This window comes from Alysiella filiformis, from assembly GCF_014054525.1.
In the GTDB taxonomy this organism is placed as follows: Bacteria; Pseudomonadota; Gammaproteobacteria; order Burkholderiales; family Neisseriaceae; genus Simonsiella; species Simonsiella filiformis.
The window spans coordinates 418,849-436,002 of sequence record NZ_CP059564.1; the positions used below are offsets into that span (position 1 = coordinate 418,849).

Annotated in this window: 9 protein-coding genes, 2 tRNA genes and 3 rRNA genes; 5 read left to right on the plus strand and 9 right to left on the minus strand. The window is 47.2% G+C overall.

Translation table 11 applies throughout. The annotated features are described in order from the left end of the window. Window positions 1-79: 79 nt before the first annotated feature. From H3L97_RS02140 to H3L97_RS02175, 8 genes are all read right to left on the minus strand, one after another. Complete coding sequence (locus tag H3L97_RS02140; RefSeq protein WP_097114503.1) at window positions 80-766, minus strand: hypothetical protein; 687 nt, start codon at window positions 764-766, stop codon at window positions 80-82. Window positions 767-1,461: 695 nt separating this feature from the next. Then, the gene (locus tag H3L97_RS02145) at window positions 1,462-3,441 is read right to left on the minus strand and encodes an autotransporter assembly complex protein TamA (protein ID WP_097114502.1); all 1,980 of its coding nucleotides are present in this window, start codon (window positions 3,439-3,441) and stop codon (window positions 1,462-1,464) included. Between the two features lie 82 nt (window positions 3,442-3,523). Continuing rightward, window positions 3,524-4,669, minus strand: a complete 1,146-nt coding sequence (locus tag H3L97_RS02150) for a CAP domain-containing protein (protein WP_179655846.1) — start codon at window positions 4,667-4,669, stop codon at window positions 3,524-3,526. Window positions 4,670-4,853: 184 nt separating this feature from the next. Next, window positions 4,854-4,965 (minus strand): 5S ribosomal RNA (gene rrf / locus H3L97_RS02155). Window positions 4,966-5,099: 134 nt separating this feature from the next. Further along, window positions 5,100-7,987, minus strand: a 23S ribosomal RNA gene (locus H3L97_RS02160). A gap of 483 nt (window positions 7,988-8,470) precedes the next feature. Beyond that, a tRNA-Ala gene (locus tag H3L97_RS02165) sits at window positions 8,471-8,546 on the minus strand. A gap of 21 nt (window positions 8,547-8,567) precedes the next feature. Continuing rightward, a tRNA-Ile gene (locus tag H3L97_RS02170) sits at window positions 8,568-8,644 on the minus strand. Window positions 8,645-8,805: 161 nt separating this feature from the next. Beyond that, window positions 8,806-10,344, minus strand: a 16S ribosomal RNA gene (locus H3L97_RS02175). The 16S, 23S and 5S rRNA genes sit together here with 2 tRNA genes alongside, the layout of an rRNA operon. A 585-nt stretch (window positions 10,345-10,929) precedes the next feature. On the opposite strand from H3L97_RS02175, the gene fumC reads away from it, so the two are divergent. From fumC to H3L97_RS11895, 4 genes are all read left to right on the plus strand, one after another. Further along, window positions 10,930-12,321, plus strand: coding sequence for a class II fumarate hydratase (gene fumC / locus H3L97_RS02180; protein WP_097115199.1), 1,392 nt, complete (start codon window positions 10,930-10,932; stop codon window positions 12,319-12,321). A 95-nt stretch (window positions 12,322-12,416) separates the two neighbouring features. Next, window positions 12,417-12,860: a DMP19 family protein gene (locus H3L97_RS02185; protein ID WP_097115200.1), complete on the plus strand. Its 444-nt coding sequence runs from the start codon at window positions 12,417-12,419 to the stop codon at window positions 12,858-12,860. 2 nt (window positions 12,861-12,862) lie between these two features. Further along, window positions 12,863-13,729: a DMT family transporter gene (locus H3L97_RS02190; RefSeq protein WP_097115201.1), complete on the plus strand. Its 867-nt coding sequence runs from the start codon at window positions 12,863-12,865 to the stop codon at window positions 13,727-13,729. Window positions 13,730-13,851: 122 nt separating this feature from the next. Further along, the gene (locus H3L97_RS11895) at window positions 13,852-14,667 is read left to right on the plus strand and encodes a hypothetical protein (RefSeq protein WP_224446326.1); all 816 of its coding nucleotides are present in this window, start codon (window positions 13,852-13,854) and stop codon (window positions 14,665-14,667) included. 557 nt (window positions 14,668-15,224) lie between these two features. Here the strand turns inward: H3L97_RS11895 and H3L97_RS02205 are convergent. After that, window positions 15,225-16,061 (minus strand): cysteine hydrolase family protein, encoded by an 837-nt coding sequence (locus H3L97_RS02205; protein WP_097115203.1) that lies wholly within the window; start codon window positions 16,059-16,061, stop codon window positions 15,225-15,227. A gap of 117 nt (window positions 16,062-16,178) precedes the next feature. Here H3L97_RS02205 and H3L97_RS02210 point away from each other — a divergent pair, with 117 nt between their 5' ends. Further along, window positions 16,179-17,009 carry a helix-turn-helix transcriptional regulator gene (locus H3L97_RS02210; protein ID WP_097115204.1) on the plus strand — a complete coding sequence of 277 codons (831 nt, stop codon included), beginning with the start codon at window positions 16,179-16,181 and terminating at the stop codon, window positions 17,007-17,009. Window positions 17,010-17,154 lie beyond the last annotated feature (145 nt).

Below are 17,154 nucleotides of genomic sequence, written 5' to 3' on the forward strand. Positions count from 1 at the left end.
AACCGACTCCCCAATGCGCTCCCACAGCGAGAGAAGGCTGGTTTATTGGCACATTGACAGTTATTTATCCCAAGTTCAATTATGCCAAACCCAACAACACCGCAAACAGCAACATAAAAAATGCCGCCAACAAATACACAAACCACCCCACCACCGCACCAATCAAAGCCGTGCGCCACGATTGCGGCACAAAATCGGCAAAATGCGCGTTCACAAAGCGGTATTGCGCCCGACCGCCACCATGCCACCACCACCACACCGCCAGCACCGAACCCAAAAACAGCACCCACACCCAACTGGTTAAAATTGCCAGTATCGCCAAAACAAAATGAGCATAAACAAAACGTTTTGCCCATAATTGCTGGGGTGTAGCCCAATCATCGCGCCCCAATTCGCGCCAGTTGATTGCCGTCAGCACCGCCCCCAACACAGGCGAAATTACCACCGCCGCCACCGCCACCTTGTTGGGCGACCACAATTTGGGCGTGTAGGTGTCAAAAAAATCGTATTCGCATTCGCTTTCGGTGTCGTATTCTTCGGCAATTTCTTCTATTTCATATTCATCATTTTGAAAAAATTCGGGAAATTCAGCGCGTAAACGGGCGTTGTAGCGTTTGCGGGTTGCGCCCACCAGCAGCCATTCGTCCACAGCGCGAACGATTTTGGGATTGGCGTGGGGCAACTGTTGGTATTTTCGCAATGCCACATTGATTTCAACCGTGGTCGCGTCAATCGGCAATTCGAGAATTTGATAAAGATTAACCATACAAAACGAAACACAAACGCATTTTTGCAAAAAACCAAATTATAGCGTTAAGCCACGTTTTGTTTGTGGGAATTTTTCAGGCAGCCTGACGGGATATGCGACAAAATGACATTTTTGCCTTCGGCGACTTACTTTTTAAAAAAGTAAGCCAAATAAATCAATGCCCAACGGTTTATCCCTAAAAAACATTTTCAGGCAGCCTGAGACCTTTGCAAAACTCAATTCGTAGGGGCAGATTTCATATCTGCCCTTTTTAATTTATTGATAACGCGATTTTGGGATAAAAGTGATTGATAAATTTAAGTCACTTTGCTCCCTCTCCCTGTGGGAGAGGGCTGGGGAGAGGGTATGCTGCTCAACAAGCCCTCTCTCCAACTCTCTCCCATAGGGAGAGAGGGCAGGTTTGTTGGCAAATTGACAGTGACTTATTCCGAGTTCACATTATTGATAAAAATAAAAATTTCTGCAAGTCTAAACAGGACAGATGTGAAATTTGCCCCTATGAACTGAGTTTTGCAAAGGTTTCAGACTGAGACCTTTGCAAACCCACTTTTAAACTGACGCAGTGGCGGATTTCACATCCGCCCATTTTTCAATTTAGGGTTCATTCATTTAAATGTAGGGTGCAACTTTTTGCACCATTTTCCTGATAAAACATGGATTTGGCTTACTTTTGCAAGCCAATCAAAGCTGTTTCAAAACCGCGTTCCCAAGCTGATGTGCCAACGCACCCGTTTGTCTTGATGCCCATACGCCAAATCAAACGAAAACGGCGCAACAGGACTGAACCAACGCACGCCCAAGCCCGAGCCATGTTTCCATTTCACACTCTGAAACGTGCGCGACACACCGCCCACATCGTGAAACACCGCCAAAGCAAAATCATCTTTAATGGGATATTGGTATTCGCCACTTGCCACCGCCATGGCGCGGTCGGGCAACACCGCGTTGGAATCGGGGGCGCGTAAACCAATGCTGTCCAATTCATAGCCGCGCACGGTTGCCGCACCGCCTGTGCGGAACATCAAGCTGGTTGGCACTTTGCCTGCCGCTTCTTGTTGGTTGGTGTAAACATAGCCAATGTTGCCACGCGCCACCCATGTGCCCCATTTTTTGTTTTCAGGGGTAAAATAATACCCTGCCCCACCATAAGCACGCGCCATCATTGCCGATGACAACACCTTGCCCAGCGTGCTGCCCACTTTCGCATCAAGATAATAGCCATTGGCAGGACGCATTTGTGTTTCCATATTGTGCATTTTCCACGCGGCGGTGAGCATGGTGGCGTGGCTTTTACCCAAATGGACTTTGCTGTCGGGAATGCGACTGTCTTCCATCACAAATTCTGTGCCAAAACGCCATTCGTGATTGGGGCGTTCATGCACCTGCCAAACGCCTGTGCTGATGGAACGCTTTTCCAATTTTTGCGTGGTGCTGCGGTTGTAGGTCAAATTGGAGGTTAAATAACGCCCTTTTTGGTTGCGTGGCTGGCTGATGCCTGCGCCCAAGGTGGTTTGGTATTTGTCCATATCCCACACCACCGAACCCACATAGCCGCGATTGAACAAATTGTAGTGGTCATAACCCACATTGCCGCCCACGCCATATTCCGAATCAAAGCGCAAACCTGCTTCCAATTTCTGCCTTTGCAATTCCGACACCGACACTTTCACAGGCACCCTGTCGCCCTCAATGCGGTCAAAATCGGCTTGCACAGACGCGCCTGAATAGTGGCTGTTGTTTTCTAAAGCCTGTTGATAATCCAGCAATTTGTCCAAATCGTAAGCATCGCCAGCACGGAAATTGGCGGCACCGCGTATGATGCTTTCGGGATAGCGGCGGCTGCCTGTAATGTGAAAATCGCCAAAATAAATGGGGCGATTGCTGTCCACCACCACGTTTAAATCGGCTTGTTGGGTATTGGGGTTGATGGTGGCTTGGGTTTGGGCGAATTTTGCCAATGGGTATTTTTTGCGCGTTACCGCCGACAACACGGCGGCTTTGCTGCTTGCCCAATCTTCTTGACGAAAATGTGCGCCCACAGGCTGTTTCCAGTTGGAAAATGCGGTTTTGTAGTATTTGCCCAAATCCGTATCCTGCATGATGTCACCCACGATTGCCACGTTCACGTTGTCAATTTGGGTGCGTTTGCCCAAATCCACTTCCAAAATAAAGCCTTGATTTTTCGGCTTGATTTGAATATTGGCATTGAAATAGCCTTCGGTACGCAACAATTTTTTCGCATCACTTGGCGCATCTTCGGCAAGATAGCCGATTTGTTCTGCGTCCAATTTTTCTTTGCGCTGATAACTCAACAGGGGCAAATGTTCGTTGAGCAATTTTTTCATGTCTTCGTTGTCCACGCGAATTTCAACGGGGTGCGTGGGTTCAAACACGGTGGGTTCTTCGTTTTCAGGCTGCGTGTCGTCATCGGGCTGTTTTTTTTGCCAAAATTTCCAGTTGAATTTGTTTTTTTTGCTGGGTTTGGCATTTTCATTGGGTGCAGCCACTTCGCTGGCTGCCTGAATGTGGGTCGCAATTTGCTCTGCCGTTTCCAAAGCCGCTTCGGCAGCCACCGTTTTCACAAGCTGTTTGGTGGGACGAACGCTCTCGGCACGCGCAAAGGGAAACGCCAACATCAGGGCAAGGGCAAGCAAATTCAGGCGAAATTTCATGGCAACAACACAAAATCAAAGATAAAAAACAGGGAATATTTTATCATTAAAAGCATTCAGGCTGCCTGCCGCACGACAAAAATCAACGTTTCGCGCCAAATGCGCCATACCAACCCGTGCGGTGGTCATAAAACACGCCGCCCAACTCATCGCCACGTTTACCAAAAAACGCGCCCTGAATTTCCACCGCCGAATGTGCAGGGCTGTGAAACGAAGTACCGCGCACATTCAAATCCAAATCCATGATTTTCTGTTTGCCTGCAAACAATGTGCCCACCAATTTTTTCTGACCCAAATAACTTTGAAATTGTACTGATAAATCATCGGTTTGCACCGCTTGTTGATTGACCAACACCGCTTTGCCTTTGTAGCTGCCTGAACCCGATTGCGGCATATTTTCATAATCCGTGTTTTTGCCAAAATAATACACCTTCTGTCGTCCATTCCCCGTTTTGATGACGCCAAAACGCGTATTGGCATAGCCATTTATCCGCACCAAATCCTGTTCATGCAAAAAAGTCAGCCAAGAATCATTCGCAGACTTATTCACAGGAATTTGCTTGCTGCCAACCCACAGCCAATTAACAGCCTCACTGGGTTTCGCAGTGGTAATGTTCGCACTGACCGCCAACAAACGGTGCTGTTGCGCGGCTGGCGATAAGTCAAACGAATACTGGCTTTTCGTTTTATCATCACCAAAAATTTGTACCCAATGGTAGCCATATTTGCTCCCCGCCACATACACCAAACCCACGCCAATTTGGGTGTAAATTGGATTGATGATATTGGCATAATGACTGGGGCTGTTGCGCCATTGTTGTAATACCGTTTTTTGTGCGCTTTCATCGCCACCTGCCAAATTTTCGCCCGCATTGCCCACAATACCCTGATTCCATGTGATATTTCCATCAGGACGGTAGTGGTTTAAATCAAATCGCCCCACCACTTCCTCCGCACGGCGTTGTGCATGAGCCGCCAAATTGGCATTGTATTTGAGTGCAGGCAGCCCTTTTTCAGCGCGTAATTGATTGGTATATTGAATGATTTGTCTGATTTTCGCATGGTATTGCGAAGGTGGCGGTTGAACCCCAAAACCATCAGCAGGCAGCCACAAAACAGAAGAAGTGGAAGATAAAGCAGGTTTCGCTTGGGCATTTTGCGGCTGTAAACCACCGCAAGCAGCCACAAAACCAAGCATCATTAGCCAAATAATGTGTTTAAATTGCATGATTTTTCCTTTCAGGCAGCACATTATAGAGATTTATTTTTAAAATCATGTGAGCTTGCGCTAAAAAGGTCAAAATCTTTTTAAAATCATGTGGTTTAAATTGATGGATAAATTGAATGGATAAACAAAAAAGCAAAACCCCAGCACCTAATAAAATAAAAGGAGCTGGGGTAGAGAATAAGGAGTTTGGCGATGACCTACTTTCGCATACGGAGTATACTATCATCGGCGCAGGGATGTTTCACTGTCCTGTTCGGGAAGGGAAGGAGTGGGTCCAAACCGCTGTGGTCGCCAAACGTAAAGGGGGTAAATTGGGAAGCCAATAAAACAAAGGTTTTGTGTTTGTATTGATTTTGTATTTTTGGTGATGACTGAGTCATCAGTAAGCTTTGTCATTTGTAGTAGAACTGTTTAAAGTTATTCAAATGATAGAGTCAAGCCTTACGGGCAATTAGTATCGGTTAGCTGCAAGTGTTACCACTCTTCCACACCCGACCTATCAACGTTGTGGTCTACAACGACCCTTGAATGTGGTTAAACCACAGGGGAAGTCTCATCTTTGGGCGAGTTTCGCGCTTAGATGCTTTCAGCGCTTATCTCTTCCGAACTTAGCTACCCGGCTATGCTTCTGGCGAAACAACCGGTACACCAGAGGTTCGTCCACTCCGGTCCTCTCGTACTAGGAGCAGCCCCCGTCAAACTTCCAACGCCCACTGCAGATAGGGACCAAACTGTCTCACGACGTTTTAAACCCAGCTCACGTACCACTTTAAATGGCGAACAGCCATACCCTTGGGACCGACTACAGCCCCAGGATGTGATGAGCCGACATCGAGGTGCCAAACTCCGCCGTCGATATGGACTCTTGGGCGGAATCAGCCTGTTATCCCCGGAGTACCTTTTATCCGTTGAGCGATGGCCCTTCCATACAGAACCACCGGATCACTATGTCCTGCTTTCGCACCTGCTCGACTTGTCGGTCTCGCAGTTAAGCTACCTTTTGCCATTGCACTATCAGTCCGATTTCCGACCGGACCTAGGTAACCTTCGAACTCCTCCGTTACGCTTTGGGAGGAGACCGCCCCAGTCAAACTGCCTACCATGCACGGTCCCCGACCCGGATAACGGGTCTGGGTTAGAACCTCAAAGCCACCAGGGTGGTATTTCAAGGACGGCTCCACAGAAACTGGCGTTTCTGCTTCAAAGCCTCCCACCTATCCTACACAAGTGACTTCAAAGTCCAATGCAAAGCTACAGTAAAGGTTCACGGGGTCTTTCCGTCTAGCAGCGGGGAGATTGCATCTTCACAACCATTTCAACTTCGCTGAGTCTCGGGAGGAGACAGTGTGGCCATCGTTACGCCATTCGTGCGGGTCGGAACTTACCCGACAAGGAATTTCGCTACCTTAGGACCGTTATAGTTACGGCCGCCGTTTACTGGGGCTTCGATCCGATGCTTGCACATCTTCAATTAACCTTCCAGCACCGGGCAGGCGTCACACCCTATACGTCCACTTTCGTGTTAGCAGAGTGCTGTGTTTTTAATAAACAGTCGCAGCCACCGATTCTCTGCGACCCTGATAGGCTTACGGAGCAAGTCCTTAACCTTACAGGGCATACCTTCTCCCGAAGTTACGGTATCAATTTGCCGAGTTCCTTCTCCCGAGTTCTCTCAAGCGCCTTAGAATTCTCATCCTGCCCACCTGTGTCGGTTTGCGGTACGGTTTTGATTCAACTGGAGCTTAGTGGCTTTTCCTGGAAGCGTGGTATTTGCTGCTTCGTGTCCGTGGACACTCGTCATCACGTCTCGGTGTTAAGAAGGAGCGGATTTGCCTACTCCTTCCACCTACAGGCTTAAACAATCTATTCCAACAGATTGCCAGCATAACCTTCTCCGTCCCCACATCGCATTGAATCAAAGTACGGGAATATTAACCCGTTTCCCATCGACTACGCATTTCTGCCTCGCCTTAGGGGCCGACTCACCCTACGCCGATGAACGTTGCGTAGGAAACCTTGGGCTTTCGGCGAGCGGGCTTTTCACCCGCTTTATCGCTACTCATGTCAACATTCGCACTTCTGATACCTCCAGCAGCCTTTACAAGCTGCCTTCACAGGCTTACAGAACGCTCCCCTACCATGCTAGTAAACTAGCATCCGCAGCTTCGGTTACAGATTTGAGCCCCGTTACATCTTCCGCGCAGGAAGACTCGACCAGTGAGCTATTACGCTTTCTTTAAATGATGGCTGCTTCTAAGCCAACATCCTGGCTGTCTGTGCCTTCCCACTTCGTTTACCACTTAATCTGTCATTTGGGACCTTAGCTGGCGGTCTGGGTTGTTTCCCTCTTGACACCGGACGTTAGCACCCGATGTCTGTCTCCCATGATTGCACTTTCTGGTATTCTGAGTTTGCAATGGGTTGGTAAGTCGCAATGACCCCCTAGCCATAACAGTGCTTTACCCCCAGAAGTGATACATGAGGCACTACCTAAATAGTTTTCGGGGAGAACCAGCTATCTCCGAGTTTGTTTAGCCTTTCACCCCTATCCACAGTTCATCCCCGCATTTTGCAACATGCGTGGGTTCGGACCTCCAGTACCTGTTACGGCACCTTCATCCTGACCATGGATAGATCACTCGGTTTCGGGTCTACACCCAGCAACTGATCGCCCTATTAAGACTCGGTTTCCCTACGCCTCCCCTACTCGGTTAAGCTCGCTACTGAATGTAAGTCGTTGACCCATTATACAAAAGGTACGCAGTCACACCATTAAAGGTGCTCCCACTGTTTGTATGCATCAGGTTTCAGGTTCTATTTCACTCCCCTCCCGGGGTTCTTTTCGCCTTTCCCTCACGGTACTGGTTCACTATCGGTCGATGATGAGTATTTAGCCTTGGAGGATGGTCCCCCCGTATTCAGACAGGATTTCACGTGTCCCGCCCTACTTGTCGTGCGCTTAGTACCATGATACTGTTTTCGGATACGGGGCTATCACCCACTGTGGCGGACTTTTCCAAGTCCTTCTCCTAACAGTGCCATTATCACGCACAGGCTTTTCCGCGTTCGCTCGCCACTACTTGCGGAATCTCGGTTGATTTCTTTTCCTCGGGGTACTTAGATGGTTCAGTTCTCCCGGTTCGCTTCGCCAGTCCTATGTATTCAGACTGGGATACACATTGCTGTGTGGGTTTCCCCATTCGGACATCGCGGTATCATTGCTTTTTTGCCAGCTTCTCCGCGCTTTTCGCAGGCTTACACGTCCTTCTTCGCCTATCATCGCCAAGGCATCCACCTGATGCACTTATTCACTTGACTCTATCATTTGAAGAACCTTTGACTTTGCAGAATACAGCGTTGACAACCATATTCTACTTAGATTCTCAAACAATAAAGCTTACTGCTTTGTTGTGATACCCATCTTGCCTTTTGTGTTTCAAGACGGGTATTGATACAATCATCACCCAAATACTGTTGTTCAATTCTTTTTAACCTGAGTTTTGTTTCAGGCTGCCTGAAATCAGTTTGCAAACTGATTTCAAACCAAATCAAACCAAAATTGTCTTTGTTTGTTGATTTCGGCTTTCCAATTTGTTAAAGAGCGATGCAATCAATTAACTGATAAAATCATCAGCAAATTGCAAATTAAAACAAGCAAGCTAGCCATTCTACACAAACTCGCTTTAATTTGCAATTTAAAAAAGAAAAATAATCAAAAATAAAAAATTAAACTTTTTAAGCTTAACTCTTTTTAAAAGTTTTTTATTTTATTTTTATTCCACTTTCAGGCTGCCTGAATCTTGGTGGAGGCAAACGGGATCGAACCGATGACCCCCTGCTTGCAAAGCAGGTGCTCTACCAACTGAGCTATGCCCCCAGTATTCCTTTGTTTTGCAACTGGTGGGTCTGGTAGGACTTGAACCTACGACCCCACGCTTATCAAGCGTGTGCTCTAACCACCTGAGCTACAAACCCATGAACTTATTTAAAACAAATCAAAGAAACATCAAAATTTAAAATTTAAAAATAAACAATCTTAAACCTTATCATTTCTTCTTTAATCTGCTTTTTAATTCTTGCATCTATAATACGATTACCGATAAGTGTGAGTGCATTCAACCTCTTCTTTTCTCTAGAAAGGAGGTGATCCAGCCGCAGGTTCCCCTACGGCTACCTTGTTACGACTTCACCCCAGTCATGAAGCATACCGTGGTAAGCGGGCTCCTTGCGGTTACCCTACCTACTTCTGGTATCCCCCACTCCCATGGTGTGACGGGCGGTGTGTACAAGACCCGGGAACGTATTCACCGCAGTATGCTGACCTGCGATTACTAGCGATTCCGACTTCATGCACTCGAGTTGCAGAGTGCAATCCGGACTACGATCGGTTTTCTGGGATTGGCTCCACCTCGCGGTTTGGCTACCCTCTGTACCGACCATTGTATGACGTGTGAAGCCCTGGTCATAAGGGCCATGAGGACTTGACGTCATCCCCACCTTCCTCCGGTTTGTCACCGGCAGTCTCATTAGAGTGCCCAACTTAATGATGGCAACTAATGACAAGGGTTGCGCTCGTTGCGGGACTTAACCCAACATCTCACGACACGAGCTGACGACAGCCATGCAGCACCTGTGTTGCGGTTCCCGAAGGCACAGCTCTATCTCTAAAGCCTTCCGCACATGTCAAGACCAGGTAAGGTTCTTCGCGTTGCATCGAATTAATCCACATCATCCACCGCTTGTGCGGGTCCCCGTCAATTCCTTTGAGTTTTAATCTTGCGACCGTACTCCCCAGGCGGTCAATTTCACGCGTTAGCTACGCTACTAAGGCATCAAGTGCCCCAACAGCTAATTGACATCGTTTAGGGCGTGGACTACCAGGGTATCTAATCCTGTTTGCTACCCACGCTTTCGAGCATGAACGTCAGTATTATCCCAGGGGGCTGCCTTCGCCATCGGTATTCCTCCACATCTCTACGCATTTCACTGCTACACGTGGAATTCTACCCCCCTCTGACATACTCTAGCTTGCCAGTTTCAAACGCCGTTCCCAAGTTGAGCTCGGGGATTTCACATCTGACTTAACAAACCGTCTGCGCTCGCTTTACGCCCAGTAATTCCGATTAACGCTCGCACCCTACGTATTACCGCGGCTGCTGGCACGTAGTTAGCCGGTGCTTATTCTTCGGGTACCGTCATCACGAACTGGTATTATCAATCCGCTTTTCTTCCCCGACAAAAGTCCTTTACAACCCGAAGGCCTTCTTCAGACACGCGGCATGGCTGGATCAGGGTTCCCCCCATTGTCCAAAATTCCCCACTGCTGCCTCCCGTAGGAGTCTGGGCCGTGTCTCAGTCCCAGTGTGGCGGATCATCCTCTCAGACCCGCTACTGATCGTCGGCTTGGTAGGCCTTTACCCCACCAACTACCTAATCAGACATTGGCCGCTCAAATAGCGCGAGGCTCCTAAAAGTCCCCCGCTTTCACCCTCAGGTCGTATGCGGTATTAGCTATCCTTTCGGACAGTTATCCCCCACTACTCGGTACGTTCCAATGCATTACTCACCCGTTCGCCACTCGCCACCAAGTACAAGTACTCGTGCTGCCGTTCGACTTGCATGTGTAAAGCATGCCGCCAGCGTTCAATCTGAGCCAGGATCAAACTCTTATGTTCAATCTCTAACTTACAACTTCTGGTCTGCTTCAAAGAAATTAACAAGAAATAAATATGAAAAACACATTCAATCTTGTAAACTCTCAAAACAGTGTGAGGCTCAATACACTCACACTTATCGGTAATCATTTTTTAAAGAACTAAAAAATCCAACTAAACATTTCTTTGCCGCCGTAGCAGCGAAAAACCGAATTATGCCCAATATGCCCAAACTGGTCAAGCATTGCCAAACTTTTTTTTGATAAAAACTGCAAAATATTTTGATTTATCACGAAATTTATTTTGACCATCAACTTTCAGTCTGCCTGAAATGGTGCAACAAGTTGCACCCTACCCACACACACAATCAAAACGGCAACCGCTTCGCGCCACACACAAAGCGTGGGTATGGCGGCAAGACGCCATGTACACTCCCTAATACTCTGCTCTTTTTGGAATGGCTACCTGAAATCTGGATTTCGCCACCACCCACCATCACACCAGCAAAAAAGAATTTAACAAAACTTTGCGAAAAATCCTGCCATTGTTATAATGTGATAATCATTTTGATTTTCCAGCGTTCCGTTTTATTTCAGGAGAAAATTTATGAGCAACACCCGCATTGAACACGATACCATGGGCGAAGTCGCCGTTCCCAACGAAGCCTATTGGGGCGCACAAACCCAACGCAGCCGCGATAATTTTAAAATCGGTGGCGAAACTTTGCCTTTGCCTTTGATTAATGCGATGGCTTTGGTGAAAAAAGCCGCCGCCATCACCAATGCTGGCTTGGGTCGCATTAAGCAAGAACAGGCGGATTTGATTGTTCAGGCTGCCGATGATGTACTGGCTGGCAAATTGGCGGGTCAATTTCCGCTTGTGGTTTGGCAAACGGGTTCTGGCACGCAATCCAATATGAATATGAATGAGGTCATCGCCAACCGCGCCAATGAATTGGCTGGCACGGGCTTGGCAGCTTATCAACCTGTTCACCCCAATGACCATGTGAACCACGCGCAATCCACCAATGATTCTTTCCCTACTGCGATTCATGTTGCGGCGGCGATTGAAATCAACCGTTTGCTGATTCCTGCTGTGAAAACCTTGCGCGACACTTTGGACGCGAAAGCCAAAGAATTTGCCAACATTGTGAAAATCGGTCGCACGCATTTGCAAGATGCCACGCCTTTGACTTTGGGTCAGGAATTTTCGGGCTATGTGAATCAGTTGGACCATGCGCTGGTTCGTTTGAATGATGCTTTGCGCGATTTGTATGAATTGCCTTTGGGTGGCACGGCTGTTGGTACGGGCTTGAACAGCCACCCTGAATATGCGGTTAAGGCTGCCGCGCAACTGGCTGAATTGTCGGGTTTGCCTTTTGTTACTGCGCCCAATAAATTTGAGGCTTTGGCGGCACGCGATGCTTGCGTTTATGCGTCTGGCGCGTTGAAAACGCTGGCTGGCAGCCTGAATAAAATCGCCAACGATGTGCGTTGGTTGGCTTCGGGTCCACGTTGCGGTTTGGGCGAAATCCGCATTCCTGAAAATGAACCTGGTTCGTCCATTATGCCTGGTAAAGTGAACCCCACCCAAGCTGAGGCTTTAACCATGGTTTGCTGCCAAGTGTTCGGCAATGACGTTACGATTAACATGGCTGGCGCGAGCGGCAATTTTGAGTTGAATGTGTATATGCCTGTGATTGCGTACAATTTGTTGCAATCGGTGCGTTTGTTGGGCGATGCGTGCAACAGCTTTAATGAACATTGCGCGGTGGGCATTGAGGCGGTGCCTGAAAAAATTGATTATTTCTTGCACCATTCTTTGATGTTGGTAACGGCATTGAACCGCAAAATCGGCTACGAAAACGCGGCAAAAGTTGCGAAAACCGCCTACAAAAACGACAAATCTTTGCGTGAAACCGCCATTGAATTGGGCTTGCTCACGGGCGAGGAATTTGATGAGTTGGTGAAACCCGAAGAAATGGTTGCGCCTAAATAATTCATTGAATGAATAAAGCAAAACGGCATAAAATGTGATGTTTTATGCCGTTTTTGGCGTTTCAGGCTGCCTGAAACACATTCACAAGGAACATCATGCAAATTGAACAACTTTTTGAATTATCATCGCAATATTTGGATAAATGGGAACACGAAGGCGATGACGCACTCAACGATGAACAACACACCCTGCTCGCCTTTTGTTTTATGGACAGCCATGTTCAAGACGGCGGTTTTGTGCATTTAATCGCATCGGGCTATGGCGAATATGTGCTGATGAACCCGATTGCCGACAGTTTACGGCGTTGGCGCATCAAATCCACGCCCAAAATCTTGGAAAAAGCACGCGCCCTATACAGCAAATATGGCGAGCAAATTGAACAACTTGCCGAATCAGGCAGCGAAATTGGCACGCTGCGCCAACAGTTCAACGATTTTGAAGAATTGGACGCAGATTACTACGATTGTGCCGAACAAGATTGGCAAATCGCTTGCGAATACGTTGCCGCGCACCGCGAAAAATTCATTCAGGCAGCCTGAAAATGGCGAAATATCAAGGCGAATTGGCTTTATTTTGGGTCACTTTGTTGGCGGCATTCGGCTGGTTCGCGTCCAAATTTGCGATAGCCGAATTGCCGCCAGCAGGTTTTTTGGCAATCCGATTTGGCGTGGCAGCGGCGTTGTTTTTGCCGTTTTCGCATGGCGCGATACGCAGCCTGAATCGCATTCAATGGCGACACGCTTTGGCGGTGGGTGGTGCATTTTCCGCCAATATTTTCTTGTGGATACAAGCCATTACACACAGCCAGCATTTTGGCGAAGGCGCGTTTTTGATGAGTTTATCGCTGTTGATTGCGCCTTTGTTGTCGTGGTTGCTGTTTGGCAATCGCCCGATTCCGATGTTTTGGCTCTCGCTGGCATTGGCGATTTTGGGCGTGTACGCATTGAATGCAGGTAAACCTTTGGCGCAATTCTCTTTTTCCAGTGGCTTGTTTGCCGCGTCATCGTTGATGGGCGCGTGTTTTTTTGTGCTGAACAATCAATATGCCAAAAATGTACCGACTTTGGCATTGGCAACCGTGCAACTGGCTTGTGCTGGCGTGGTGTGTGGCGCGTATTCGCTGTTGTTTGAAAGCTGGCAAAGCGCGGTGTCGGTGCAAACTTGGCTTTGGGTGGCGGTCTCCATTTTGCTGATAACGAATTTTCGTTATTTTCTGCAAACTTGGGGGCAGAAACTTTGCCCCATCGGCAATGCCGCCATGATTATGATTTTAGAACCCGTTTGGACGGTGCTGTTGAGCGTTTGGCTGCTGAATGAAATTTTGACGTGGCAAAAAATCTTGGGTGGCAGCCTGATTTTGTTGGCGTTGGTGGTGTATCGTGTGCCATTGAAAATGCGTTCAACCTGAAACAGCTCCATTAAATTTAATTTCAAGAAGTGAAATAAGCGATTACCATGTTTACCACCTACGATTTACAACAATTCCTAGATGGCATTACCACGCTACTCACATGGGGCTACTGGGCAACCATGTTGTTTTTATTGGCAATATTTGTACCAACGGCATTTAAAAAAGGCAACAGCCAAAACCGCAAAATATTGAACTCGATTGGCGTAAGCGCAGGGATTATTGTGCTGTTTGTGCGGATTATCCCCATGCTGCTGATGATGGCATTTGCGCCGAGTAAAGCCGAACAGCAAGAAGCCGAAGAATGGCAACGCAAATACCAAACAGCCAAAGCACTATTTAAACAGCAATGCGAAAAAGCAGGCGAAAAGATTTATCGCACGGTGGATAATGTGGAAGGGATTATGTTGTTGAAAGTGATAAAAGATGACGGCATTTCACGCGATGCCAAACATCATGACCCGATGTGGGACGATGCGGTATTGCGTTCTTCTACCGATAATGAATTTATTGGTAATTTTTTAGGTGTGTATGGTCTTCCTGAATATATGTACATTGACATTTTACAGAAAAATGAAAAAAATGTTATCCGTTATGTTGATAACAATAACAGGTTACCATTGATACAAACCTTAAATCCCCAAAATCCATCGCGTTATGCTGTTAATTTTGAACATAATATTGACCCAAAATTACGTAAACATTGGGTGGCAGGCGTAACCATTCAAATTATTGATAGAAAAAACAATGAAATCATCGCTGAAAAAATCATTTATGCTTTTGAAAAAGGTTTAGGCAGCAAAGGTGGGGGCAGAATGCCTTGGGCATTTGCTATTACATGCGAGAATAAAGATACATCTGACAATATATTACCAAGATTTGTAAATCAAGTTTTAAAACCCCGTAACGTTAAACAGGAGACTCCAAATATCCAATAATATCCCTAATGCAGCTACTTTGCTGGAATTTGCTAATTTACAGGTGGCAGCAGGCACTTTTATCCCAAACGCGCGTTAAGATAAAACGGCATGAAATTTTTGGTATTTCATGCCGTTGTTGTTTTTCAGGCGGAAACTTTTGCAAAACTCAATTCGTAGGGGCAGATTTCATATCTGCCCTTTTTTCAATTTATTGATAACGCGATTTCGGGATAAAAGTGATTGATAAATTTAAGTCACTTTGCTCCCTCTCCCTGTGGGAGAGGGCTGGGGAGAGGGTGCGCTGCTCAACAAGCCCTCTCTCCAACTCTCTCCCATAGGGAGAGAGGGCTGGTTTGTTGGCAAATTAACAGTGACTTATCCCGAGTTCACGTTATTGATAAAAATAAAAATTTCTGCAAGTCTAAACAGGGCGGATATGAAATCCGCCCCTACGTCAGTTTAAAAGTAGGTTTTGCAAAGGTTTCAGGCTGCCTGAAATGTGCCACACACCCCTAGCGTGGGTGTGGCGGCGCAACGCCACGTTTCGCGTTCAGGCTGCCTGAAAATGTCTGTTTTTATCGCGCACCCATTTTTTGTACGGCTTGGGCGGTTGTCCACAAATCGTTGGCGATGATGCGGTAATTGACCAATGCCGCCAAATAGCCGTCGCCCTCTGGAATGCGGGGTCCTGCGGTTGCGTCTTTTACCACCGCCACTTCAAAGCCTTGTTCCACCAATTCGCGCAAATGCGATTCAATGCACAAGTTGGCTGCCATGCCTGCCAAAATCACTTGGTCAATTTTGCGTTTTCTCAGTTGCAAAACGACATCGTTGGTTTCGGGCCCGAAAATTTTGTGGGGCGAGGCAATGGTGGTTTGTCCGTCAAAAATATAGGGTTTGTAGCGTTCTACAAAGTCTGCACCTGAATTTTCAAAGCCGTCCATGGAATACGCGCTTTTGCGGGCAAACATATTGGTGCTGTGCATGAAGTTTTCGCCTGGTGCCATAAATTCCCATTGGTGGTCGGTGGGATAGTAATAGTGGGGCGACACAATCACGGGCATGTTTACGGCTTTGGCTGCCTTAAACAATGTTTCAATGTTTTCAACGGTGTTGTTTTCTTGAATGCTGTCTTTCAGCACTTCCCACATCACGCCATTGGGACTCAAAAAGTCGTTTTGTGGGTCCACCACCACCAAAGCCACGCGATTGGGGTCAATTTTCATACCAGGGCGTTTTAAGCCATATTGTGCGGGTTCGGCATAAATATTGCCTTTTTTGGCAGGTGCGGCTTGCGCTGATGCGCCAATGCCCATTGCGCCCAACACGCTGGCAGCCATTGCCAATTTGGCACCGCCCCCCAAGGCGGCACGGCGTTGTTCGTTGATTTGTTCGGTTTTTTCGTTAGCCATTTGTTTGTTCCTTCCATTTAAGGGTTTAATCACATGAAAAACTGGGGCGAAGTATAATGACTGCCGCCTTTGTTGTTTTAACCGAACGTCTGCTTTTTTTAACCGAATTGATTTTTTATGGACGCGATTACCCATTTGTTTACCCATTTTCCGTTTCGCACACACGTTTTTTTTAAGGGATTGTTGTGCCGAACGGGGCAATTTGATGAACCCAATAAAGGCTATTTGCATTTGATTGAACGGGGTCGCTGCATGGTCAATCACAATCAGCACACGCCTTTGTTGATTGAAGAGCCTTGTGTGTTGTTTTCGCCCAGTGGCTGCCTGCACAGCATTCAGCCTTTGTCGGACGATTTGAGCGTGTTGTGCATTGATTTTGATTTTGGTGAACAGGTGTGCAACCCTTTGATTGATGGTTTAAATCGGATTATCCCTTTGTATTTAAAACAAGATGAACATTTGAACCACATCACGCAAAGCATTTTTCAGGAACATCAAGCCACGCGATGTGGCTTTCAGGCAGCCATGCAACATTTGAGTGCGTATTTGATGATACAGGTGCTGCGTTTTTGTTTGCAAAACAATTTGCTGCAAATTGGCTTGTTGCGCGGTTTGACCGACAGTCGCCTTGCGCCTTTGCTCATCAACATTCATCAGCACCCCGAATGGGATTGGCATGTGGACACGATGGCGGAACAGGCGTGTATGTCGCGCGCCAAATTTGTGCCTTATTTCAAGGAGATGATGAAGGTTTCGCCCATGGAGTATGTGGCAAATTGGCGCATTCAGGTGGCGCAAATGTGGTTGCGGCGCGGCTTGTCGGTGGCTTTGACGGCGGAAAAGGTGGGATACAGCCACAATGCGGCTTTAACGCGCGTGTTTGTGCGTAAATTGGGGCAAACGCCCAAGGAATGGTTGCAAACTTGGCAGACGATGTCATTGATATAAAATAAAAAATTTGTGGCGTACAGACAGCCTGCACGCCACAAATCCATGTTGAAATTTTATAACCTGTGTTCATCAGAAGATTGATGGCTTGATTTTATTGACCATGCTTGCAAATGAAGTGGCGATAAAAGCCAGCCATTGAGAC